The sequence below is a fragment of the Aminobacter sp. P4_D5 genome, from assembly GCF_056401815.1.
The window spans coordinates 26,224-47,964 of record NZ_JBFUIP010000015.1 but is presented as its reverse complement, the minus strand read 5'-3'; the positions used below and the strand labels follow the sequence as shown (position 1 = coordinate 47,964).

Below are 21,741 nucleotides of genomic sequence, written 5' to 3'. Positions count from 1 at the left end.
CAAGTGGAATTGCCTGAAGCCGGGTCATTTGCTGCCGACGACAAGGGCAAGGAACTCGCGTGCCGCGCGAGTGGCATAACGCTCCTTGTGGCGCAGCACGAAGAAGCTGCGCTTGGGCAGGGCGAAGTCGATGGCGACCAGCGTACCGGCCTTGAGCGCGCCTTCGACAACAAGCCGCGACATGACGGCAACGCCAGCACCGGCCTCGGCAGCAGTGCGGATCGATTCGTTGGAGGGCATTTCGAGCGCGACATCGAGGCTGCCCGGCTCGACGCCAAGGGTGGCCAGCACCGCCTCGAAGTTCGAGCGCGTACCCGAACCTTGCTCGCGCAGGATCCAGCGCCCGGTCTTGAGGTCGCTAGGCGAGGCCGGCGGCGTGACGGTCCAGGGGTGGTCTGATATCGCGACAAGCACCAGCTCGTCCTCGGCCACCGGCGCGATGGCAAGTGCGGGATCGTCGATCTCGCCTTCGACAAAGCCTAGATCCACCGCGCCGTCATGGACCTGCGCTGCCACCGTCTCGGTGTTGCCGATGGTGATGCCAAGCGAAATGCCGGGGTAGGTCGTCTGGAAGCGGTGCGCGATCCTGGGCAGCCAGTAATTGGCGACGGTCTGGCTGCCGGCGAGCTTGAGCGCGCCGCGCTTGAGACCGGCGAGGTCGGCGAGCACGATTTCGGCGGAACTGGCGCGGGCAAGCACCGCGCGCGCCTCTGACAGGAAGATGCGGCCGGCGTCGGTGAGCACGATGCGGCGGCCGACGCGGTCGAAGAGTTTCGTCTGGTAGCGCGCCTCCAGTGCGGACACAGCCGCACTCGTCGCCGATTGCGTCAGGTTCAGCGCCTGGGCTGCTCGCGTGACGTGCTCGCGTTCGGCCACCGCGACGAAGATCCTGAGCTGTTCAAGGGTCACGGCTTTCCTTTCGGTGGTCAGCCCAGAAGTTTGACCAGCATTAGAGAGAAAGTCGCGATGAAAAGGAACGCGCCAAGGCCAAGAAAGAGTGGACGGGCGCCGCGTGCCCAAAGTTTGCGGACATCGGTTTCAAGCCCCATGGCGGCGAGCGCCATAGTCAGCAGGAAGGTGGTGAGCGTGACGATCCATGCCTTTGTCTCGGCCGGAATGTCGACGAGGCTGTTCATGCCGACCATCGCGATGAAGCCGAGCACGAACCACGGCATGGGAGCGGATGCGCCATTATGCGTCTTGCCGGCGGACTTGGCGCGCTGGCGGGCGGCCACGCCAAGCGCGATGACCACCGGCGCCAGCATCATCACGCGGGTGAGCTTCGCCACCGTGCCGAACTCGCCCGACTGCTGGCCGCCCTGAAAGGCGGCCGCAACGACCTGGGCGATCTCATGGATCGACGCGCCCACCCACAGCCCGTAGGCATGGGGATCAAGGTGAAGCAGGCCGGGCAGCAACGGATAGGCGAACATCGCCACCGAGCCGAAGACGGTCACACACGCAACCGCATAGGCGACATCCTCGTCGGGCGCATTGGTGACAGTATTGGTGGCGATGACAGCGGATGCGCCGCAGATCGAGGTGCCGGCGGCGATCAGTTCGGCGAGTTTTTGATCGACGCCGATGAGTTTCGCGAGCCACAAGGTGAATGCGAAGGTGGCGACAAGCGTTGTCGCGATGATGGCGATGCCCATGGCGCCAACCTCGGCGACCTGGCTGGCGGTCAGTTGCAGGCCAAGCAGGATGATGGCGAAGCGCAGCACCTTGCGCATCGAAAACGCAACGCCCGGCTTGGCAAGGGCAGGGGTCCCCACGAGATTGTGGAAGGCCATGCCGATAACGATGGCGATGATCATCGGGCTGAAGGCGGAGAGGCCGGGAAGCAGCCTGAGCGCGAAGGCGAAGCTTGCGATGGCCGCGACAAGCAGCAGGCCGGGCGCCAGATGATTTCCGCTTGCTGGGTGGCGCACCGTCTGCTGTGGGCTGATGGCGGCAGCACTTTGGGTTTCGGCTCGGGCGAGGGCATTCATGGCTTGTTCCTGCGAATTTCAGGCGCAAGCTATTCGCCGGCTTTTGATCAATCCAACGCGTAATATCTGTTGAATCGTTCGATGTGAGCGAATGGTTTGGCGGTGGCCCTGTCCAGGCACCGCCGTGCCACTGGACGTGAAGCGCTGCGTATCTATAGCGGTGCTTTGGTGCGGTCGTGTCCGCGCCTATCAATCCTCTTGCCTGTCGGAACGCCAATGCCTGTTCACGAGATTGCAGCACTTGGGGCGGCGACATGCTGGGCCGTCACCGGATTGATCTCGGCCGGACCGGCCGGATATCTCGGCGCGCCGGCATTCAACCGCTTGCGTCAGGTCTTCGTCACCGTACTGCTGGCGATCTATGTCCTGGCCACCGGCACATGGCGCGAACTTGATGCCGGCAGCGCCGGGCCTCTGCTTTTGTCCGGCCTCGTTGGTATCTTTGTCGGCGATACGCTGCTGTTTGCGACGCTGAATCGGCTGGGGCCTCGCCGTGCCGGCATCCTTTTCGCGTTGAACGCGCCGATTGCCGCCGTGCTGGGATGGCTGATGCTGGGCGAGGACCTTGCGCCAAAAGCTTCCATGGGCATCGGGCTCACTGTCGCCGGCGTGTTGCTTGCGATCCTGTTTGGCACGCGCCGGGCGCAGCTTCACGCCTGGGAGACGGTGAAGGGGCCATTATGGATCGGTGTCGCGCTGGGACTGGGGGCGGCGGCCGGCCAGGCGATCGGCTCCATTATCGCAAGGCCGGTGATGGCGACCGGCATCGACCCTTTCGTGGCCTCGATGCTGCGTGTCGGCATCGCAGCGGTTTGCCTGAGCGTGCTGATCCAGTTGCCGATACCGGCTGTAAAACCCAAGGCGCCGCTGACATGGAAGGTAGCAGCACTGACGGCGCTGACCGGCATCATCGCGCTCGCCATCGGCATGACTCTGCTTTTGTTTGCGCTTTCAGGCGRCAAGGTCGGCATCGTGTCGACACTTTCGGCAACTTCGCCGGTGATCATCCTGCCGATGCTTTGGGCGAAGACCGGCGAGCGACCCGCCGGCGGCGCCTGGGCGGGCTCGGCACTCGTGGTCGCCGGAATGGCGCTGATCTTTATGCGCTGAGGGAGCCTGCGCAGGTGGGGGCCGGGAACGTAAGGCGAAGCCAAGCGTTAATGTCCTGGAGCGCGCTTCGTTGATGTACACACACAACCGCGCTCCCGATAGGGCCTGCCGCGATCCCCTCCCGGCAGGCCTTTTCTCTGCCCCCCTTACCACTTGATCCTAAAGCCGGCAGTGCCGGCAAGCGCGTAGCTGTCGCCGAAGTTCTCCAGCGAACTGTTGACCGAGACCTCGCCATAAACCGAATATTTGTCGTCGTTCCAGTTGTAGGAGCCGCCAAGGCCAAGCCCGCCCCATAGCTTGTCGGGACGCGTTTCGAAGCCGGCGCCCGAGACATCGACCTGGGTGGCGTCGAGGAACTGATAGTACAGATTGGCGATGCCATAGAGATGGCTGCGCCTTGTCTTGCCCGCCTCGTCCTTCCAGTTCTGGTCGTGGTCGGCCGAGATGCCGAGCCGTCCAATCAGGGAACCGCCGCTGCCGAGCGAGACATTGGCGCCGAAGACATCGGCGAAACTGGAGAAGTCGACATTGGCATAGGCAAGCTGGGCCTGCGGGGTCAGCGTCCAGGTGTCGTTGAGGTCGAACTTCTTGCCGGTTTCCACCGACAGCGCATAACCAAAGCCGCCATTGCCATCGACAAGGGTCGGCGTGGCAAGGCCCCGCGCCTTCGAGGTCAGGTCGCTGTTGAACCAGGTCAGCTGCGCCTGGCCATCGACATAAAAGCCGTTCTGGTCGTACCAGGTCAGCGTGCCGCCGAAACCACCACCTGTCGTGTTGATGTCGCCATCGCCGAAGAACGAGGTGACGTCGCTCGAGGCCTGGCCCAAATGCACGGTGATGCCGCCGATCAGTCTGGAGCCGTCCTCGGCCTCATGCAGCAGACCGTCGAGGCCAGCCTGCAGCTTCCACACATTGGTGTCGTAGTCGGTAGCAGAAGTGGTGACGGCCGGTTCGATGCTGGCATGGCTGCCCTCGATGCGGCCCCAGATCGCCCGCTGGTCCTCGATCAGGGCACGATTACCGTCGGCAGCGCCGGCATAATATTGCGCCTGCGCACCGGTGACGGGGCACTGGAAGTTCTGCGACGCGTCCTTGCAGAACACCGTCTCGGGTGCCGGAGCCGGCTCGCTCCAGTAGCGGTTGCCGACACGCTGTTGCAGCGTGGGTACGGTGTTGAGGGCCAGAAGGTGCTGTGGATAGACCTCGTAGAGCGGCACGCCAGGCGAATAGCGCGGCGGCGGATTCGGCCCCGGGACCAGTGCCGAACGAAGATACCAGTTGTTGTCGGTGACATCAGCGCCGACACCGCCATAGTGAAGCGTGTAGGCAAAGGCACCACCGACCACCGCTGGCTGGCCGTCCTTGGTGATGTAGTTCCCAGCCAGCGTGAAGGCGGTGGATTCGGATGTCGCGCCATTGATGGTGTCGACGACCAGGATGCCATTGGCGACGGTGAGCGCGCCGGGTCCGGTGGTGTTCTTGACGATGAGCGTGGTGTCGCCCGTCGTCGTACCGCCATCGACGATCAGAATATCCGATGGCGCGCCATCAGCACCGAGATAGGTGTTGAGCCCGATCTGGCCGCCTTCGCCGACATAGTTGACGACCGTCAGCGTCTTGTAGCTCGCAAGCAACGTCGGGTCGCCGGTCGGCGGCGTGTACTGGATAAGGCTCGGGTCGTTGAGCAGATTGGTGAGATTGGAATTGCCCGTCATGATCCAGAGACTGTCGTTCAGCATCGTGACATTGGACACGCTGCCGGGCGCAGTGAAGGCCGAACCGATGACCGCCGAACTGTCCAGCAGCACGTTGGCGAGGCCTGGAACGATAACAGGCGCCTGAGGTGCCGGAGGGCTCGCTGGCGGTGGAACTTCGGGTTCATCCGGGTCCAGGATCGGATCGGGAATGCCAAACAGCGGCACCTCTCGCACAAGTTCCGGGAAATCACTGGCAGTCGCGACGCGCAGCCATTCGCCGCTGCCCGAGGCCATGGATCTGGTCAGCGTGACGTTGCCTACACCGCCMACGCCGATCGTGGGACCACTCACATTGGTGAGCGTGCTGGTAGTGAAATTTGCTGTCGAAACGGGGGCGTGCGTACCGGTCACATAGAGCGCCGACGCAAGCCCGCCTTTCGCGGTGACTGTCGAGTCTATGCCGACGATCAGCCCGCCGGCTTCAGCGACGGAACCGTGCGCATGCAGGCCGGTGGCGAGAACCGAAGTCTGCATCATGGTGACCGAGGTCGGATTGTCGCGGGACAGCGCGCCATGAGCGCCAATGCCCTCGGTCAAGACGGTGCTTCGGTTGGCGATCACCGCCGCTTCGCCGCGGCCTGTGACAGGGCTACCATAGTCCGCGAGCGTTGCCCGCAAACCGACTGCTCCTTCACCATGGGTCGTGATAGCGGTATCGTTGACCGTGAGCGTGGCCTTCGGGACCGGCACGTCGTTGCGCGCCTGCGCGGCAGCGCCATGTGCGAATTGGCCGGAGGTCTCCAATGTCACGCCATTCGCCGTCAGGTTCGCGGGAAACTGCGCGCCGACCTGTTCGGTGATCGAGTACAGTCCGATGCTCCGGAACCCCAGCGTCGTGATCGAATTTCCGCTTAGAAGCATCGTGCCGCCATCGTCGGCGACCGCACCCATCGCGGTGATGCCGGTGGTCAAGATGGTCGTGCCCGTTGAGGAGAGAACGCCGCCTGGATTTCGCGCACCGAGCGCATGCGGGAAAGACGCTTGCCGGACCGCGTCACCGTGGGTCGTCACCGAGCCGCCAATCAGGGTGATCAGGGAGTTGCCRTCCGCAAGCACGCCCATGGCATTGTCGTTGCCCGTGGTCGTGACCACGACGTTGGTGGCTGTAATCGTTGCGTTGCCGGTATGAATGCCGGGCGAGTCTCGCCCTGCCGTAGAGACGGATCCGCCGCTCATCTTGGCGGTGGCGCCGTTGCCTGCGCGCAATCCGTAGCCGATCGACGCCGCCGGTGTATTGGCCGCGATGGTCGTATTGGTCAGGTCGATCGAGGAGCCGGGGTCCAGCAGGACGACTGCACTGAAACCCATCGACGTGAGGCTGCTGTTCGTGACGGTTGCCTGACCGCCATTGAAAATGAAGGCCGCGTTCGCGCGGGTGCCGGCCGCCGAGACGGTGGAGTTCGAAATGGTCGCAGTTGAGCCCGCGTCCTGAACCGAGAACCCCATTCCGCGTTGCCCGGTCCCCGTCAGCGTGCTGCCGCTGATCTGGAGCGAGCCGCCGGACATGGCGCGCGCCGCCGAGGTCGGATCAGTGTCGGCCGCGGACGTGCCGCTGGTGGTGAGATTACTGTTTGTCAGCGAGATCGCGCCGCCCGCTTCGGCACGCACCGCACTCGTGAACGTGCCTGAGGTGTTCACCGTGACAGTGTTGCCGTTGATCTGGCTGCCGACCCCCAGCGCATACAAACCGTGGCTGCCGATCGAGGGGTTGCCGCCGCTCGGGGCCTGCCCGGCACCGGTGGTCGTGACCTGAGCATTGGTGAGATTGGCGGCGCCGCCAGCCTCAGCCCGCACGCCGTTGGCGATCGCGCCCGATGTGGTCACACCGATATTGGTGCCGTTGATGACGTTGTTGTTGCCCGTCGCGTACAAGGCGTGGCTGCCGATCAGCGTCCCAACGGTCGCAGCGCCTGTGGTCGCGACCTGAGCGGCGCTACCGAGCGTCACCACCCCGCCGGCTTCCGCCTGGACGCCGAAAGAGCCTCTCGACAGCGTTGATATCGATCCGCCCGAAAAGCTGATCTGACTGTTGGCACCGGTCGCCACCAGAGCGTGATTGCTGACGCCGGTTGCTCCGCCCAAGCATCTGGATCGACGTATTGGCCAGGCTGAGGGCCGCGCCGCCTTCGGCAGTCGCCCCGGTCATATTGCTCGCGGCCGTCGTGCCATTGGGCGGTCCCATGGTAATTGAGGAGCCGGCCGCGTTGATCGTGCTGCCCGCTCCGGTCGCGCGCAAGCCGAACTGTCCCGCGGAATTTGCGGTGATTGTCGACGTCGTGTGAAGCGTACTGCCGTTGAAGAAGATGGTGCTACCCGACTGAGCCAAAGCGCCAGTGGTCGTGGCGGCAGCGAGGTTCACCGTGATGCCGTTTCCGATGATCTGCCCGAGCGCGCCGGAGGCATTCAGCCCGATGGCATTGGCAGGAGTGACCGTGATGGTCGTGCCAGGAGTTACCGTGCATGTCGTGCCATTGGCGACTGCTGGAGTTGGGCAAGTCTGGGCAAAGGCCGCCACCGGAAAGCCGAGTATGGCTGCTGCGACGATGGCCATGCGTAGACTCGCAGGGGGCACACGCACTTCGAATGCAATTGAATTGGACGTTTTTGTAGCTTTCTCCCAAGACCATGCTTGGGGCAAAACCATACCATCCAAGGGAACATCTCCGTTAACGCCGCCCCACATCAGCGTGCGCGTATATTCGGCCTCACGCAAGTATTCGGGCGCGTGGGATTTCATATTGATGGATGGATGTTGCTTTTAGGCACTTGCTAACAAGTGCCAAACCAAGCCGTGCCGGTTGATTCAGGCTTTCGATTGAGAGTCCAAGCCCATTGCATCGGATCGCGTCGGCCCTGCAGCCGCGAAACACGCTAGGACCGAGAATCATCTCGGACGCGCGGCATCGAATCGCGCCGCCTATGGTGGGGGCCGGCCAGTTCCCGACCTAACGCAATCGCATCCTGAAGGTTGGTGGTGTACTTCGCCGTGCCTTCCAATCCGCCGAAATGATTGAGGCGGATGTTTTCGCCGCGTTTGCTCACGACCACGCCCATGGTCCGAAGGGTTTCACGCAGCTCTGAAAATCGCATGGTCGCTTCTCCTGATGGTGGTCGAGCGAACATTAGCGCACGCTTGTAACAGGCCCATGTTGCACGCAACGCGATGGATGCGTGAATTCGGGAGGTTTCGCGCAAGCGCTGTTTCTTGATCAGGTATCGGCAGCCCGTCATCTGGTGCCGACGTATATCTTCCATACGGCAGGCCCTGTTGCCTGCCGTATGGGGCGCATCAAGCTATCGAGATTGATGCGCAAAAGGCCACGGCCTTACTTCTTTTCGAGAACCGGGAACTTGATGCCCAATTGTTCGAGATAGGTCGGATATTTCGACGGATCGTAGTAGAGCTTCTGCATTTCAGGCCGGAAGGTTGCCATGATCTCGACGTTCTTCTGGATCTGCGGCTTGTCGTCGGCAGTCAGCATCGGGACGTATTTCTGGCCCTTCTGTTGTTCGTTGTTGAAGTAGTCCGTCGCCTTGGCCAACAATTCGGGGTTGGTCAAAAGGTCGATCGACGTCATGGCGACCACTTTCGAACCGGCGACGACGCCTTTGTGGGCAATCGGCGTCGCCATGGCCATGGCATTCGACCAATGGTGACCGGGCAGGCCGGGGATGTTCGAGGGATAGTTGAGCGTGATTGTCGGCACCACCCAGGAGATGTCGCCGATGTCGTCGGATCCGCCGCTCTCGGGTTTCTCTAGTGGCGGCAGAAGCTCCTTGAGCTTGACCGCGAGGCCTTCCTCCTTGGCGGTCACCGTCTTTTGCACGGCCTTGGCGAAGGCTTGCTCGTCGTCGCTCCATGTCGGCAGGCCGACCTGCTGGATATTGGCGTAGGCCGCCTCGGCGATAGGCTTGTTGAAGTGGCGAGGTGCCGCGGTGCCCACGATCTGTCGCGAGACGGTGGTGTTCGACATTTTCGCCGCTGCCTCCGCGATGGTGTTGGCGGTGTCGAAGTTTTTGGAAATGTTGTCGAAATCCTGCTCGCGGATAAAGTACCAGACCGTTGCGGCTGACGGCACGACGTTGGGCTGGTCGCCGCCGTCTGGAATGACATAGTGCGAACGCTGCTCGGGACGCAGGTGCTCCCGCTTCATGTTCCAGCCGATATTCATCAGTTCGACGCCGTCGAGCGCGCTGCGACCGCGCCACGGCGCCCCGGCCGAATGCGCCGATTCACCCTTGAACGTGTATTCGACGGAAACCATGCCGGTGCCGTTGGGTTGGCCCCACGTGGTCTGAAGATTGTTGCCGACATGGGTGAAGAGCACGGCGTCGACATCCTTGAAAACGCCGTCGCGGACCATATAGGCCTTGCCGGCGAGCAGTTCCTCGGCGACGCCTGGCCACAGCATGATGGTGCCAGGCAACTTGTCCTTCTCCATGATGTCCTTGAGCGCCAGTGCTGCGACCACGTTCACCGCCTGTCCGGAATTGTGGCCCTCGCCATGCCCAGGCGCGCCTTCGATCATCGGTTCGTGATAAGCGACGCCAGGCTTCTGCGAGGTCTTCGGCAGGCCGTCGATGTCGCTGCCGAGCGCAATGACCGGCTCGCCAGATCCCCATTTGGCAACCCAGCCGGTTGGCAGGCCAGCGACGCCGCGTTCGACGGTGAAGCCGTTCTTCTCGAGGATGGCGGTGATGTATTTCGACGTTTCGATTTCCTGGAAGGCCAGTTCACCGAAGCTGAAAATCGAATCCGTCATCTCCTGGGCGAGCTTTGCGCGGGCTTCGATGCCCTCTATCGCGCGTTTCTTGAGCTCGGTGACCTGTTCGGCGCTGACTGCCTTTTGTTCGTTGGCCAATGCGAACGTCGATGCTGACGCTGTCACGAAAGTGGCCAGGGCTATTCGCGAAATCAATTTGCGCTTCATGAAAATCTCCCATTGATCGACATTCGCCGCTGACCATGGGCAGTAATTTCTACCACTTGACGCAGCGGCAACCTGGATGATGGGCAAAGGTGCCAGCATGAGCAAGAATATTTTTCTCATGTAGGGAAATTAGGAAAATATATGCCTAGATTCACTCATGCAGATGCAAGTCGTTTTATGAATCGCTAATGTATGTGTCGAATACTGACAGGCGTGCAAAAATGATTCAACTCAAGGTCTGCGATTGGCCCAGCTCGCGGTGCTCGCTGGACTACTGCCACAAATCGGCGGAAATGTTCGCGGAAGCCGACAGTGTGCTGAAGCGGCTCAAGGCCGACGTGAACTCGGGCTATCAGAAGGTCGACAGCCGAGTACCTATCGGGTGGGCACCAGCAATCCGTGGCGATTGCCAGCGCGATCTCCTTTCAGACGCGCGTGATGATCCTTGACGAGCCGACCGCCAATCTTTCGGTCATGGCCATCGAGCACTCGCAGCGCATGCGGTGGCATATCGCTATATCCAGATAAATATAACGAACCGCAAGCTGTTTGGCGATAACCGGTGCACGTTCCTTGGGAATGCAAAGGTCATTTCGCTCGAAAGCATGTGAGATGTGAAATTCTTGCCTGGTGTCAAAGAAGATTTGCAAAGACCGCCTATTTCGGTAACCTGTTGAMAGAATGAACGAGATTGATCGTTCCATTCACGTCCAAGGCACATGAGGTGATCATGACCCAGGACCAGGCAGGCCCCGCTGCGGTGAAATCGCCGGTTTCCACGCGCCGAAAAGAACTCCTTGCATTCCTTGTTCTTGCTTTCGGGATCTGGCCCATCGTCGCGGTTGGCGTGGTCGGCGGCTATGGCTTCGCTGTCTGGATGTGGCAGATCATATTCGGGCCGCCCGGACCTCCCGGAGGTTGAGCCCGTGGCAAAGCCGGCCTCCATCAGCCGCAGGACATTTCTGACAGGCGGCAACGAACAGCCGGTGCCAAGAATTGTGCCGCCGGGGGTGATGGACGGCGGACTAGCCTCATGCACCGGTTGCGGTGCCTGTGTCGAAGCCTGCCCGACAGCCATCATTGTCATGGTCGCGGCCAAGCCGTCGCTGGACTTCATGGCCGGTGAATGCCTGCTTTGCGGAGACTGCGCGACGGTCTGCCCCGAACCAGTTTTCGGGGGCGCTACGCCGGTGGCCTTTTCACATGTCGTGGCAATTTCCGACGACTGCCTGGCACTCAACGGGGTCTCCTGCATGACTTGCCGGGACGCCTGTCCGCAAGCGGCGATCATGTTCCGGCCGCGCATTGGCGGGCCGTTTTTTCCAGAACTGACGGAAAGTGCCTGCACAGGTTGCGGCGCGTGCATTGCGCCATGTCCAGCACAGGCGATCATGATCGCGCGGCAGACTGCGGAGCCAGCCCATGCCTGACCCACGTCGATATCACCACATTTCAAGCGCTGTCGTCACCGTCATGCCTGGGCGCATGGAGGAGGTGCTGGCGATGATCGCGCGTTTGGATGGCCCAGAGATCCGGGCGCATGACGGCAATCGTATCGTCGTCGTCATCGAAGGAGCAAGCGCAGGCGAACTCGGCGGGCTGCTGACGACGATCGGCGGCCTTGCGGGCGTGATCGCTGCAAACATGGTTTTCGAGCATATCGAGGAACTGGAGGGCACTGAGCCATGACAGCTGAACTGAACCGGCGCGAGTTGCTCAAGGCGCAGGCTACGGCGATCGCAGCAGCGACCGCTGGCATCGCCCTGCCTGCCTCCGCTCAGCCGATCCCTGGTGGGGTAACTGCACTCGAGATCAAGTGGTCGAAGGCGCCGTGCCGCTTCTGCGGCACTGGTTGCGGCGTGATGGTTGGCGTCAAGGATGGCCAGGTGGTCGCCACGCACGGCGACACGCAAGCCGAAGTCAATCGCGGCCTGAACTGCGTGAAAGGCTATTTCCTTTCCAAGATCATGTATGGCGCCGACCGGTTGACCACGCCGCTGATGCGCAAGCGCAACGGCGTCTACGACAAGGATGGCGAGTTCGAGCCGGTTTCATGGGACGAGGCGTTCGGCCTGATGTCCGATCGGCTCAAAAAGGTGCTGAAAGACAAGGGCCCAACCGCGGTCGGCATGTTTGGGTCAGGCCAGTGGACGATCTTCGAAGGCTATGCCGCCACCAAGCTCATGCGTGCTGGTTTTCGCTCCAACAATCTCGATCCAAATGCCCGCCACTGCATGGCATCAGCCGCTTATGCCTTCATGCGCACTTTCGGCATGGACGAGCCGATGGGCTGCTATGACGATTTCGAGAATGCCGACGCCTTTGTGTTGTGGGGCTCGAACATGGCCGAGATGCATCCGATCCTGTGGACGCGCCTTGCCGACCGGCGATTGGGACACGAGCACGTCAAGGTCGCGGTGCTGTCGACGTTTACGCACCGCAGCATGGACCTTGCCGATATCCCTGTCGTCTTCAAGCCGGGAACCGATCTCGCCATCCTCAATTACATCGCCAACCACATCATCACGACGGGGCGGGTCAACGAGGACTTCGTCAAGAACCACACCGTGTTCATGCGTGGCGAAACCGATATCGGTTACGGCCTGAGGCCGGAGGATCCGCGCGAAGTCTCGGCCAAGGGCGCGGCGAATGCCGCGAAGATGGAGCCGATCGACTTCGAGGCATTCAAGACGCTGGTTTCGGAATACACGCTGGAAAAGGTTGCTGAACTCAGCGGCGTGGAAAAGGGCTTTCTCGAAGAACTGGCAGAACTCTACGCCGATCCCAAGCGTAAGGTGATGTCGCTTTGGACCATGGGCTTCAACCAGCATGTCCGCGGAGTCTGGGCCAACCAGATGGTCTACAACATCCATCTGCTAACCGGGAAAATCTCCGAACCCGGCAACAGCCCGTTCTCGCTGACCGGACAACCTTCAGCATGCGGGACGGCGCGCGAGGTCGGCACCTTCGCCCACCGGCTGCCCGCCGACATGGTGGTGACCAATCCCGAGCATCGCAAGCATGCCGAAGAGATCTGGAAGCTGCCGGCAGGCCTTCTGCCCGACAAACCAGGTTTCCATGCCGTCGAGCAGGACCGCATGCTCAAGGACGGAAAGCTCAATTTCTATTGGGTGCAGGTCAACAACAACGTCCAGGCAGCCCCCAACAGCAGCAACGAGACATATCCAGGCTATCGGAACCCGGACAATTTCATTGTCGTGTCCGACGCCTATCCGACCGTCACCACGATGTCGGCGGATGTCATCTTGCCGGCGGCGATGTGGGTTGAAAAGGAAGGTGCTTATGGCAATGCCGAGCGCCGTACCCACGTCTGGCATCAACTGGTGCAAGCACCGGGCGATGCCAAATCGGATCTGTGGCAGCTGGCGGAGTTTTCGAAATACTTCACTACCGAGGAGGTCTGGCCGAAGGAGATGCTCGACGCCAACCCGACCTATCGCGGCAAGACGCTGCACGATGTGCTGTTTCGCAATGGCAATGTCGACAAGTTCCCGCGCAGCGAGATCAACCCTGACTATGAAAACAACGAGGCAAAGGAGTTTGGCTTCTACCTCCAGAAGGGGCTGTTCGAGGAATACGCCACATTTGGCCGGGGTCATGGCCACGACCTTGCGCCCTACGATGCCTATCATGAGGTGCGTGGCCTGCGCTGGCCCGTTGTCGACGGCAAGGAAACGCTGTGGCGCTACCGCGAGGGTTTTGATCCATATGTGAAGCCGGGCGAGGGGGTTAAGTTCTATGGCCGGCCCGACGGCAAGGCGGTGATCCTTGCGGTGCCCTACGAACCGCCGGCGGAATCGCCTGATGACGAGTTCGACATCTGGCTGGTCACCGGGCGCGTGCTTGAACACTGGCACTCCGGTTCGATGACGCTGCGCGTGCCGGAACTTTACCGGGCCTTCCCCGGTGCGCGCTGCTTCATGAATGCGGACGACGCCCGCAAACGTGGCATCAACCAGGGGGCCGAGGTGCGCGTGATCTCGCGCCGTGGCGAGATCCGTTCGCGTATCGAAACGCGCGGGCGCAACAGGATGCCGAGCGGCGTGATCTTCGTTCCATGGTTTGATGCCAGCCAGCTCATCAACAAGGTAACGCTCGACGCAACTGATCCCATCTCCAAGCAGACGGATTTCAAGAAATGCGCAGTCAAGATCGTTCCCGTCGCATAAATATGCGCCGCACCGTCCCCGCGCTTGTTTTTGTCACGCTGTTTTGCGCGGGAACTGCAGCCGTAGCCCAGATGGCCGCCAACAGGTCTCCCGAACTTACGGGGCCGCCGACCCCCATGGAGTCGGTCCCAGCGGCGCCGGTTCCCAAATGGGTGACCGACGACAGAAGGCAGATGCGTGCCTATCCCGAACAGCCGCCGGTCATCCCGCATTCGATCGAAGGCTATCAGCTCTCGGTCAACGCCAACCGCTGCCTGTCCTGCCACAAGCGGGAATTCACCCAGAGCTCGGGCGCGCCGATGATCAGTGTCACCCACTACATGAATCGGGAGGGCCAGATGCTGGCCGACGTATCGCCACGGCGGTATTTCTGCACCGAGTGCCATGTGCCGCAGGCGGATGTTCGACCGCTCGTCGAGAACCGCTTCAAGGATATGAGCGAACTGGGCTTCAAGCCCGCCGGCAGCGAGTAGGCCCATGCAACGATTGAAGGACTGGCTGCTGTGGGCGTGGCGCATCGTAAGCACGCCGGCAGGTACATTGAGTCTGGGCTTCCTGACGCTCGGCGGCTTTGTTGGCGGAGTGATGTTCTGGGGCGCGTTCAACACTGCGCTTGAAGTCACCAACACGGAAAAATTCTGCACTTCGTGCCACGAGATGCGCGACAACGTCTATCAGGAGCTGACCCATACGATCCACTTCGCCAACCGTTCGGGCGTGCGTGCGTCCTGCCCGGATTGTCACGTCCCGCATCAATGGACCGACAAGATCGCCCGCAAGATGCAGGCCTCGAAGGAGGTCTGGGGCAAGATTTTCGGGACGATCGACACAAGGCGCAAATTCCTGGACAAGCGTCTGGAACTCGCTCAGCACGAATGGGCGCGGCTGAAAGCCAATGACAGCCTCGAATGCCGCAACTGCCACTCGTCAGTCGCCATGGATTTGACGCGCCAGACCCAACGCGCCGCCGATATCCATACGCGCTATCTGCTTTCGGGAAAAGCGACCTGCATCGACTGCCACAAGGGCATCGCTCACGAGCTGCCCAACATGAAGGGCATAGCCCCTGGCTGGCAGGTTCCGCCGGAACTGCAGGGCAACCAGCTGCCGCAATCCTCGGCCGTCGATCAACTCGATCGCTATGTCAGGTCGCAGCATGCGGGCATTCCGCTTGATGTCATGGCGCTGGACTGAAGATATCGCTGTTCTGTTTGTCGGCGCGCAATGACCGCGCTGCCAGATGCGCCCATCATGGCGGCTTCAGAAGCGGACAACGACGATGAAGCCACGTTTCAATGACGACATGACAATGGACGCGATCATGCGCCAATGGCCGGGAACCATAAGGGTGATGCTCGGGCATGGTCTTATTTGCATCGGTTGCCCGATCGCGTCGTTCCATACCGTTTCGGATGCGGCGAGGGAACACCGCTTGGACGAGGACGTGTTGCTTCGCGACCTGATGACAGCGATGAAATAAGGGCTGGGAGCGTCAGCTCTTGTCGGCACGTCCCTCGGCCAGAACGAACAGGCGGTGCGGCTCGACCACCGTTACCTTCTGACGTCCGCTTTTGACTAAGCCCTTCTCTTCCCATGCCGTGAGCAGTCGGCTGACTGTGTGGAGGGTCGTCCCCGTCATCTCCGCGATGTCCTGACGTGAAATCGGGAAGTCGATCAGGATGCCCTCGTCAGTCTTCTTTCCGGTCTGCTTGACCAGCCGCAGCAGCGCGTGAGCGACACGCTGCTCGACCTGTTCGGTCGCCATTTCGACGACGCGGGCCTGGGTCTCCTGGAGCCTGGCGCCAACGGTCTTGTAGGTGCTGGTGCCGAAGCTTGGAAAAGACTCCGCCAGCTCCGGCCACAGATGCCCGGGCCAGGCGAGCACGACGCAGTCCACGGCAGCGACGGCACTGGCGGGATAGGTGGTGCGCCCCAGTGCATGGGCTATGCCCATCAGTTCACCGGGGCTGATGTAGCGCACGATAACCTGTTGGCCGTCCGGAGTGGTCTTGACGACGCGGGCATGGCCGTCGAGCAGCAGGAAGAAAGAGTGTGCCTCTCCTTCCTGCTCGAAGACCGTCTGATCCTTGGCGATGCGCAGCGATCGTGCCTGCTGGAGGAGACGGTCGAGGTCCTCCGGGGCCATGCCCTGGAAGACGGGCAAGCCGGCGATTAGCGAGCGGTCGAGACGGCTCATTTCAGTTACTCCTGCGAATGCCCAATGCTGTTCTCCGAAACCACAGATCATCTCGCTTGGGTTTGCGCTGGATCAAAGTGTCCTCGGCAAAGGCGCCTTAGGCAAGGGCCCAACGGCTGGAGCCGTCGTGAAAGGAAAGAAAAGATCATGAAATACGCCATTGCTACTGCAGCCGCATTCGCAGCCGTGTTGCTGGCCGGCACCGTTCAGGCCRCCGAGATCGAAATCCAGATGCTCAACAAGGGCGAGAAGGGCTCCATGGTGTTCCAGCCCGATTACGTCGTCGCTGCACCCGGCGATACCATAACCTTCGTGCCGACCGACAAGTCCCACGACGCCGAAAGCATCAAGGACATGATCCCGGAGGGGGCGACGCCGTTCAAGGGCAAGATGAATGAGAAGATTTCCGTCACCCTCGACAAGGAAGGCGTCTACGGCGTCAAGTGCACGCCGCACTACGGCATGGGCATGGTCGCGCTGATCGTGGTCGGCAAGCCGACCAACCTCGAGCAGGCCAAGGCCGTCAAGCAGCTCGGCAAGGCCAAGAAGACGTTCGAGGCACTTCTGGCTCAGGTTCCCGCTGGCAGCTGAGTGCCGGTGCGAGGCTGCTCAATTCATCTCTAAATCAGCCGGGTGGAGCACCAGCTCTACCCGGCCTTTTCCCGTTGAAAGCGATGTCATGGCTATTCCGCGCGTTCGGCCGGGCAACTATCCCGCTGTGCTCTCCTATAGTTTCCGTCCATTTTTCCTGCTCGGCTCGATTTATGCCGGCATCACCATCCTGTTTTGGCTACCCATGCTTTACGGCCGGCTCGAAACCGCGAGCGCGCTGGCGCCAGTCGATTGGCATATCCATGAGATGCTCTTTGGCTATCTCGCCGCGATCGTCACCGGATTTCTGCTGACCGCCATCCCCAACTGGACAGGCAGGCTGCCCGTCCAGGGGCTGCCGCTGCTCGCACTGGTTCTTCTCTGGTTGGCTGGACGCTTGGCCGTGTTCTTTTCGGCCGACATCGGCTGGCTTGCGGCAGCCATGATCGACAGTGCGTTCCTGCTGGCGGTTGCCGTTGCCGCAGCGATCGAAATCATCGCCGGGCGCAACTGGCGGAACCTCAAGGTTCTTGCGCCGCTGGTCGTGCTCTTCGCCGCCAATGTCGCCTTCCATGTCGAGGCGCACTATCAGGGCGCATCTGATGTCAGCCGCAGGCTTGGCATCGGGGCGGGCATCGTGCTCATCATGATCATCGGCGGGCGCATCATCCCGAGCTTCACCCGCAACTGGCTTGCACGCGCGAATCCGGGCCGGTTGCCCGTTCCGTTCAACCGTTTCGATGGGGTGACGATCGCTCTCTCCAGCTTGTCGCTTGTCGCCTGGGCCTGCTTCCCGGAGCGGTCTGTTACAGGTGCGATGCTGCTGGGGGCTGCCCTTCTCAACACCGTTCGGCTCGCGCGCTGGGCGGGCGACCGTACGCTGCGCGACCCGCTGGTACTGATCCTGCACATTGCCTACGCCTTTGTGGCGCTGGGGCTAGCCTTGGCCGGTCTGGCTGCCCTGCTGCCCGAGGCAGTTCCGCCGGCAGCTGCTCTTCACGCATTCGGCGTRGGAGCGATCGGGGTAATGACGCTTGCAGTGATGGCGCGGGCAACGCTGGGGCATACCGGACGCGAATTGCATGCCGGTGCCGGCTCTTGCCTGGTCTTCGCAGCGATCGTCGTTTCGGCGCTGTTGCGTATAGTCGCGGCTTTTCTTCCGGGCGCGCCGGCACTCCTGCATGGATCGGCAGCGGCATGGACCGTGGCATTTCTCGGCTATGCATTGCTCTATGGCGGTATGCTGGTGCGTCCGAAACTGCGCGCGCGCCAGCCCAACGCCGCACCCAGCTGATCTCGAACCTGCCTCGCAAGCCACCGCGACATAAAAAAGGCCCAGATTTCCTGAAGGAGATCTGGGCCTCTTGCTTGATTGGTTCGCTGATGTGCGACGGCGGCCTTAGCCGACAGCGTTGCGCCAGAATGCCTTGAGTGCCGCAAACAGCGACGGGCGCTCCTTCACCAGCCGGATGCCGAGATTGTCGGGTGCCATGCCTGCGGCACAGCCGCCGCTTTTGCCATCACGAATGAAGAATGACATGTAGCCGCGGTGCTGGCCGCCGGTGACCCTTACGCCGCAATTGTCGGTGCTGCTGTCGACGTTGCCTTGGTGGTTCACGGAAGCGCGACGATAGCAGGTCGAGGTCCATTCCCAGACGTTGCCGGCCAGATCATAGACGCCCTTCGAATTCGCCCCGAAATGGCCATGGGGCTTGGGCTCGGGATCGCGTCCCTTGGCGGACTCGGCCTCGCTTCGATAGCGCGCGAGCCAGCGTGCGGCGGGGTTGTTGCTGTCTTCGACCCCCAGCGTGTCATCGGCAAACCGTTCGGCGGCCGCGAACGCCCATTCTTCGTCGGTGGGCAGCCGCCATGTTTCGCCGGTGCGATCCGACAGCCATTGCGCATAGGCCATCGCGTCGCGGAAACTCACACCGGTCGCAGGAAGCTTGCCTTGTTCGCCGCTCGCGCCTTCGGCTGCCTCGCAGGCGCCGTCGGCAACACACAGCGCATAGTCGCTGGTGCTGACCTGGTAGGCCATGATCTCGAACGGACGGCGGAAGCGCACGTCCTCCGCTGGCGCATCGACCGGTCGTTCGGCCTTGAGAAATTCGCCTGGAAGCCGATAGGCCAAGGTGCCGGCGTTTATGGTGACAGTCGCCGGCGATGCCAGCCCGGAAAGAGCAGGGGGCCTGCCGGGCCCGCTTGTCTGGGAAAAGACCGCCAGCGCGATGGCTGGGACAGCGATGGCAGTGGTCACGAGAATACCGCCGAACTTCATGGGTTTGGTCCTTTGCAAAGAAAACGGCCCGCAGGAGATACCGGCGGGCCGTAAGAAGCAGCGTTAAGGTCCGCCGTCAGTTGGTCGGAATCGGGCCGGGGGCCTGAACCTGCTTCATCAGGTCGTCGTTCCACTCACCTTCGACCATCACATGCGCGGTTGCGCCAAGCTCGGCCGCCTCGATGAGGTTGTGGTTGACGTAGGCGTAGACCCCTGGCTGGAGGAAGGTGTAGAGCGCCGCTCCCGCCGATCCGCCGCGAATGAACCAGGTTTCGAGGTCCTTGGCTGGTGGGTTGACGAACTTGCCCAGCTCCCAGACATGGTCGCCATGGCCGCCGATCAGGTGGGGCCGGGTGTCCCGGTTCGCCTGAGCATGGATGAACAGAACCGTCTCACCAACCTTGGCCTTCAGCGCATTGTCGCCGGTCAGCGCACCGACCTTACCGTTGAACACGACATGCGTCGGGATCAAGCCACGCATGACCTTGAGCGTTTCATCGTAGCTGTCGCCAAGTGAATCGTACTTCTTGTACTTTCCATTCTCATCGCGCGGTATGTAAAGGTCATGCTCGCCGATGTAGAAGATCCGGTCGTATTTCAGGGGCTTGCCAGCCTCGTCCTTCAAGCCGTCGCGCGGCAGCACCATGACCGCACCGTTCATGCCCGATACCACGTGCCAGGGGATCATTCCGCTAGGTGCGCAGTGATAGACGAAAGTGCCGGTGCGGGTCGCCTTCCAGCGCAGCACAACCTGCTCGCCGGGATTGACGTTGGTCAGTGCCCCACCACCGAGCGCGCCCGTTGACGCGTGGAAGTCGATATTATGTGGCATCTCGTTGGTTTCGGGATTTACGAGCGTCAGTTCGACATAGTCGCCTTCGTGCACGATCATCAATGGGCCGGGCATCGAGCCTTCATAAGTCATGGCCCTGAGCGTCGTACCTTCGCCGTCGATCACCATCGGCTGCTCCTTGATGGTCATCTTGAATTCAACCACCTTCGGGCCGCCCTTGGCGATCTGGTCATGGGCGTGTGCGAAGGGCGGCGCGACAAGGTCAACCTTGACCCGGGGCAGCGTGGCGATATCGGCTGCGCTCACCTCAGCTAAAGCTGGAGCTGCGGCCATAGAGCCCAAGATTGCTGCGGCAGCCGCACCAGTGGCTGTACCCAAGAGTGCTTCGCGTCGCGTCAACATTTCAAATCTCCTTAGTGCGTGACGTTGCCTGTTACTACGATCGGTAGAATAGGTGGCTCACGAAAACCAGTCTTTGATCCAGCGCAAACAAATGCTGCGGTGCGATATTTTTTTGAATATTCTTGCGATACGTTTTTATGTTGCCGAAACCGGACGCTCGGATGCTTCGCCAAGTCGGACGAAGCATCGTCTCGCTTGATTGCCGTTTCAGAGGGGATTGGCGGTGGCACGCAGCGAAGCGAGCAAACTCTGCTCGCATGCCACATGGCGGCGAACAGCCACAAAATAGGCTCGCAACATGTAGCCTATGKCATCCCAGGAACGTCGTCCGCCGCCGCGCGACAAGGTGACGAGGATGCGGACGATTTCGTCGGCCGCGGCGCCATCCTGTACATGTTCTTCGCGGAGCCGGTTGATTGTCGCCTCAATGTCCTCAGCCGGCAGGCGATTGAGGGCAGCGGGGAAGAGGACTTTTTCTTCCATGCTGTTTGCAGCTTCGATGGCCGGCTTGAGCGTGGCAGCAATCTGCCTGCAGCGTTTCCTGTCGGGGTGAGGAAGAGAATCCGCGATCTCTTCGAGACTGTCGCAGATCTCCAGCGTTGCGCGATAGAGTCTGGTCAGCTCGACAAAACCAGCCGTGGGGGTAGGTTCGATCATCGCAGCTGGCTCTGGCACTTCTACTGGTTGAAGAAAAGAACAACAGCGATGGCGACTGACGCCAGTACGGCTGATGCCGCCCCGGCGCGCTGGAGAACGCCCATCCTGTAGAGAAGCAGCGCGAAGCCGACGATGATGGGCGTGGCGACGGAAAGTCCGAACTGGGCATTGGTCATGGCGCGGGTTCCCGAAAGCTGGTGCTGTTGACGGCGCGATCCTGCAGATTTTCGTGTACGCCACCTTGCGCAATCGCAAAGAAGCAGGCCGGGCGCATGAATATGAAGCCGCATGGATGTGGCCGTATCAACGACGCGGGCCGGAGACGATCCGGATGCCGGCGACTTTTTGCTCTGGATACTGGTGTGGAGCGAGCTTGCCGCGTTCGGCATTCTGCTCGTCGCATTCATGGTGGCCGGTGTGGTGCAGGCGGATCAGTTCGCCTCGGCGCGCCTGCATCTGAACGCGCCGCTCGCGGCGTTGAATACGGCTGTTCTTCTCACTAGCGGCTGGTTGGCAGCGCGCGCGGCTCGGCCTGACGCGACGCGCCGACAGGCGAGGGCCGCACTCATTGGGGCGGCAGTTTTCGGCTTGCTGTTTGTTGCCATCAAGCTGTTCGAATACAGCGCCGAGATCGGCCATGCCGGAGATCAAGCCTATGGCGTGTTCTTCGAGCTCTACTTCATCCTCACCGGCTTCCACCTGATGCACGTTGTCTTTGGTGCATTGCTGCTGCTGCTCGTCAGCTGGAGGATGGAGCGCTCCAACGTCGTGCTCATCACCACGCTGTGGCATGTCTTCGATCTGATCTGGATCGTCATGTTCCCACTGGTCTACCTGGCGTGAA

Annotated in this window: 22 protein-coding genes and 1 pseudogene; 12 read left to right on the top strand and 11 right to left on the bottom strand. The window is 61.5% G+C overall.

Annotated elements, in window-relative coordinates:
* Positions 1-24: 24 nt before the first annotated feature.
* Both AC1DWF_RS05935 and AC1DWF_RS05930 read right to left on the bottom strand, forming a co-directional pair.
* Positions 25-909: a LysR substrate-binding domain-containing protein gene (locus tag AC1DWF_RS05935; protein ID WP_476788086.1), complete on the bottom strand. Its 885-nt coding sequence runs from the start codon at positions 907-909 to the stop codon at positions 25-27.
* A 17-nt stretch (positions 910-926) separates the two neighbouring features.
* The gene (locus AC1DWF_RS05930; protein WP_476788085.1) at positions 927-1,991 is read right to left on the bottom strand and encodes a YeiH family protein; all 1,065 of its coding nucleotides are present in this window, start codon (positions 1,989-1,991) and stop codon (positions 927-929) included.
* A gap of 216 nt (positions 1,992-2,207) precedes the next feature.
* On the opposite strand from AC1DWF_RS05930, the gene AC1DWF_RS05925 reads away from it, so the two are divergent.
* Positions 2,208-3,101, top strand: coding sequence for a DMT family transporter (locus tag AC1DWF_RS05925; RefSeq protein ID WP_476841510.1), 894 nt, complete (start codon positions 2,208-2,210; stop codon positions 3,099-3,101).
* Positions 3,102-3,247: 146 nt separating this feature from the next.
* Here AC1DWF_RS05925 and AC1DWF_RS05920 read toward each other — a convergent pair whose 3' ends face one another.
* From AC1DWF_RS05920 to AC1DWF_RS05905, 4 genes are all read right to left on the bottom strand, one after another.
* A complete protein-coding gene (locus tag AC1DWF_RS05920; protein WP_476841509.1) occupies positions 3,248-6,805 on the bottom strand; it encodes an autotransporter outer membrane beta-barrel domain-containing protein in 3,558 nt (1,185 codons plus the stop codon).
* Positions 6,792-7,409 carry a hypothetical protein gene (locus tag AC1DWF_RS05915; protein ID WP_476785676.1) on the bottom strand — a complete coding sequence of 206 codons (618 nt, stop codon included), beginning with the start codon at positions 7,407-7,409 and terminating at the stop codon, positions 6,792-6,794. The genes AC1DWF_RS05920 and AC1DWF_RS05915 overlap by 14 nt, the downstream gene beginning before the upstream one ends.
* A gap of 320 nt (positions 7,410-7,729) precedes the next feature.
* Complete coding sequence (locus AC1DWF_RS05910) at positions 7,730-8,113, bottom strand: hypothetical protein (RefSeq protein ID WP_476804284.1); 384 nt, start codon at positions 8,111-8,113, stop codon at positions 7,730-7,732.
* 71 nt (positions 8,114-8,184) lie between these two features.
* Positions 8,185-9,789 carry an amidohydrolase gene (locus tag AC1DWF_RS05905; RefSeq protein ID WP_476804283.1) on the bottom strand — a complete coding sequence of 535 codons (1,605 nt, stop codon included), beginning with the start codon at positions 9,787-9,789 and terminating at the stop codon, positions 8,185-8,187.
* Between the two features lie 290 nt (positions 9,790-10,079).
* Between AC1DWF_RS05905 and AC1DWF_RS05900 the strand changes: the two are divergent.
* From AC1DWF_RS05900 to AC1DWF_RS05865, 8 genes and pseudogenes are all read left to right on the top strand, one after another.
* Positions 10,080-10,275 (top strand): annotated as a pseudogene (locus AC1DWF_RS05900) (ATP-binding cassette domain-containing protein); the annotation flags it as partial.
* Positions 10,276-10,519: 244 nt separating this feature from the next.
* Entirely contained in the window at positions 10,520-10,711 is a 192-nt protein-coding gene (gene napE / locus AC1DWF_RS05895; RefSeq protein WP_476783357.1) for a periplasmic nitrate reductase, NapE protein, read from the top strand.
* Positions 10,650-11,219 (top strand): ferredoxin-type protein NapF, encoded by a 570-nt coding sequence (gene napF / locus AC1DWF_RS05890; RefSeq protein WP_476788080.1) that lies wholly within the window; start codon positions 10,650-10,652, stop codon positions 11,217-11,219. The genes napE and napF overlap by 62 nt, the downstream gene beginning before the upstream one ends.
* Positions 11,212-11,478, top strand: a complete 267-nt coding sequence (locus tag AC1DWF_RS05885) for a chaperone NapD (protein ID WP_476788079.1) — start codon at positions 11,212-11,214, stop codon at positions 11,476-11,478. The genes napF and AC1DWF_RS05885 overlap by 8 nt, the downstream gene beginning before the upstream one ends.
* Positions 11,475-13,979 (top strand): periplasmic nitrate reductase subunit alpha, encoded by a 2,505-nt coding sequence (gene napA / locus AC1DWF_RS05880; protein ID WP_476783359.1) that lies wholly within the window; start codon positions 11,475-11,477, stop codon positions 13,977-13,979. The genes AC1DWF_RS05885 and napA overlap by 4 nt, the downstream gene beginning before the upstream one ends.
* 2 nt (positions 13,980-13,981) lie before the next feature.
* Complete coding sequence (locus AC1DWF_RS05875) at positions 13,982-14,452, top strand: nitrate reductase cytochrome c-type subunit (RefSeq protein WP_476783360.1); 471 nt, start codon at positions 13,982-13,984, stop codon at positions 14,450-14,452.
* A 4-nt stretch (positions 14,453-14,456) separates the two neighbouring features.
* Positions 14,457-15,173 carry a cytochrome c3 family protein gene (locus tag AC1DWF_RS05870; protein ID WP_476783361.1) on the top strand — a complete coding sequence of 239 codons (717 nt, stop codon included), beginning with the start codon at positions 14,457-14,459 and terminating at the stop codon, positions 15,171-15,173.
* Positions 15,174-15,258: 85 nt separating this feature from the next.
* Complete coding sequence (locus AC1DWF_RS05865) at positions 15,259-15,459, top strand: DUF1858 domain-containing protein (protein WP_476783362.1); 201 nt, start codon at positions 15,259-15,261, stop codon at positions 15,457-15,459.
* Positions 15,460-15,471: 12 nt separating this feature from the next.
* Here the strand turns inward: AC1DWF_RS05865 and AC1DWF_RS05860 are convergent, their stop codons facing one another.
* Positions 15,472-16,176: a Crp/Fnr family transcriptional regulator gene (locus AC1DWF_RS05860; protein ID WP_476783363.1), complete on the bottom strand. Its 705-nt coding sequence runs from the start codon at positions 16,174-16,176 to the stop codon at positions 15,472-15,474.
* A gap of 147 nt (positions 16,177-16,323) precedes the next feature.
* Between AC1DWF_RS05860 and AC1DWF_RS05855 the strand changes: the two genes are divergently transcribed.
* Complete coding sequence (locus AC1DWF_RS05855; RefSeq protein WP_476841508.1) at positions 16,324-16,767, top strand: pseudoazurin; 444 nt, start codon at positions 16,324-16,326, stop codon at positions 16,765-16,767.
* An 88-nt stretch (positions 16,768-16,855) separates the two neighbouring features.
* Positions 16,856-18,061, top strand: a complete 1,206-nt coding sequence (locus tag AC1DWF_RS05850) for an NnrS family protein (protein WP_476783365.1) — start codon at positions 16,856-16,858, stop codon at positions 18,059-18,061.
* 105 nt (positions 18,062-18,166) lie between these two features.
* Here the strand turns inward: AC1DWF_RS05850 and AC1DWF_RS05845 are convergent, their stop codons facing one another.
* The 4 genes from AC1DWF_RS05845 to AC1DWF_RS05830 form a co-directional block, all read right to left on the bottom strand.
* A complete protein-coding gene (locus AC1DWF_RS05845; RefSeq protein WP_476783366.1) occupies positions 18,167-19,045 on the bottom strand; it encodes an SUMF1/EgtB/PvdO family nonheme iron enzyme in 879 nt (292 codons plus the stop codon).
* A gap of 76 nt (positions 19,046-19,121) precedes the next feature.
* A complete protein-coding gene (gene nirK, locus AC1DWF_RS05840; protein WP_476783367.1) occupies positions 19,122-20,240 on the bottom strand; it encodes a copper-containing nitrite reductase in 1,119 nt (372 codons plus the stop codon).
* Positions 20,241-20,447: 207 nt separating this feature from the next.
* A complete protein-coding gene (locus tag AC1DWF_RS05835; RefSeq protein WP_476841507.1) occupies positions 20,448-20,897 on the bottom strand; it encodes a hemerythrin domain-containing protein in 450 nt (149 codons plus the stop codon).
* Positions 20,898-20,917: 20 nt separating this feature from the next.
* Positions 20,918-21,073 (bottom strand): hypothetical protein, encoded by a 156-nt coding sequence (locus AC1DWF_RS05830; protein WP_476783741.1) that lies wholly within the window; start codon positions 21,071-21,073, stop codon positions 20,918-20,920.
* Positions 21,074-21,185: 112 nt separating this feature from the next.
* On the opposite strand from AC1DWF_RS05830, the gene AC1DWF_RS05825 reads away from it, so the two are divergent.
* Positions 21,186-21,740, top strand: coding sequence for a cytochrome c oxidase subunit 3 (locus AC1DWF_RS05825; protein WP_476783740.1), 555 nt, complete (start codon positions 21,186-21,188; stop codon positions 21,738-21,740).
* Position 21,741 lies beyond the last annotated feature (1 nt).

Excerpts from the sequence above, each read along its gene's own strand:
- AC1DWF_RS05885 (WP_476788079.1), top strand. The coding sequence starts at position 11,212 with ATGCCTGACCCACGTCGATATCACCACATTTCAAGCGCTGTCGTCACC.
- napA (WP_476783359.1), top strand. The coding sequence starts at position 11,475 with ATGACAGCTGAACTGAACCGGCGCGAGTTGCTCAAGGCGCAGGCTACG.
- nirK (WP_476783367.1), bottom strand. The coding sequence starts at position 20,240 with ATGTTGACGCGACGCGAAGCACTCTTGGGTACAGCCACTGGTGCGGCT.
- napF (WP_476788080.1), top strand. The coding sequence starts at position 10,650 with ATGGCTTCGCTGTCTGGATGTGGCAGATCATATTCGGGCCGCCCGGAC.
- AC1DWF_RS05860 (WP_476783363.1), bottom strand. The coding sequence starts at position 16,176 with ATGAGCCGTCTCGACCGCTCGCTAATCGCCGGCTTGCCCGTCTTCCAG.
- AC1DWF_RS05870 (WP_476783361.1), top strand. The coding sequence starts at position 14,457 with ATGCAACGATTGAAGGACTGGCTGCTGTGGGCGTGGCGCATCGTAAGC.
- AC1DWF_RS05910 (WP_476804284.1), bottom strand. The coding sequence starts at position 8,113 with ATGGAAGATATACGTCGGCACCAGATGACGGGCTGCCGATACCTGATC.
- AC1DWF_RS05845 (WP_476783366.1), bottom strand. The coding sequence starts at position 19,045 with ATGAAGTTCGGCGGTATTCTCGTGACCACTGCCATCGCTGTCCCAGCC.
- AC1DWF_RS05905 (WP_476804283.1), bottom strand. The coding sequence starts at position 9,789 with ATGAAGCGCAAATTGATTTCGCGAATAGCCCTGGCCACTTTCGTGACA.
- AC1DWF_RS05825 (WP_476783740.1), top strand. The coding sequence starts at position 21,186 with ATGGATGTGGCCGTATCAACGACGCGGGCCGGAGACGATCCGGATGCC.
- AC1DWF_RS05915 (WP_476785676.1), bottom strand. The coding sequence starts at position 7,409 with ATGGCCATCGTCGCAGCAGCCATACTCGGCTTTCCGGTGGCGGCCTTT.
- AC1DWF_RS05830 (WP_476783741.1), bottom strand. The coding sequence starts at position 21,073 with ATGACCAATGCCCAGTTCGGACTTTCCGTCGCCACGCCCATCATCGTC.
- AC1DWF_RS05865 (WP_476783362.1), top strand. The coding sequence starts at position 15,259 with ATGAAGCCACGTTTCAATGACGACATGACAATGGACGCGATCATGCGC.
- AC1DWF_RS05930 (WP_476788085.1), bottom strand. The coding sequence starts at position 1,991 with ATGAATGCCCTCGCCCGAGCCGAAACCCAAAGTGCTGCCGCCATCAGC.
- napE (WP_476783357.1), top strand. The coding sequence starts at position 10,520 with ATGACCCAGGACCAGGCAGGCCCCGCTGCGGTGAAATCGCCGGTTTCC.
- AC1DWF_RS05875 (WP_476783360.1), top strand. The coding sequence starts at position 13,982 with ATGCGCCGCACCGTCCCCGCGCTTGTTTTTGTCACGCTGTTTTGCGCG.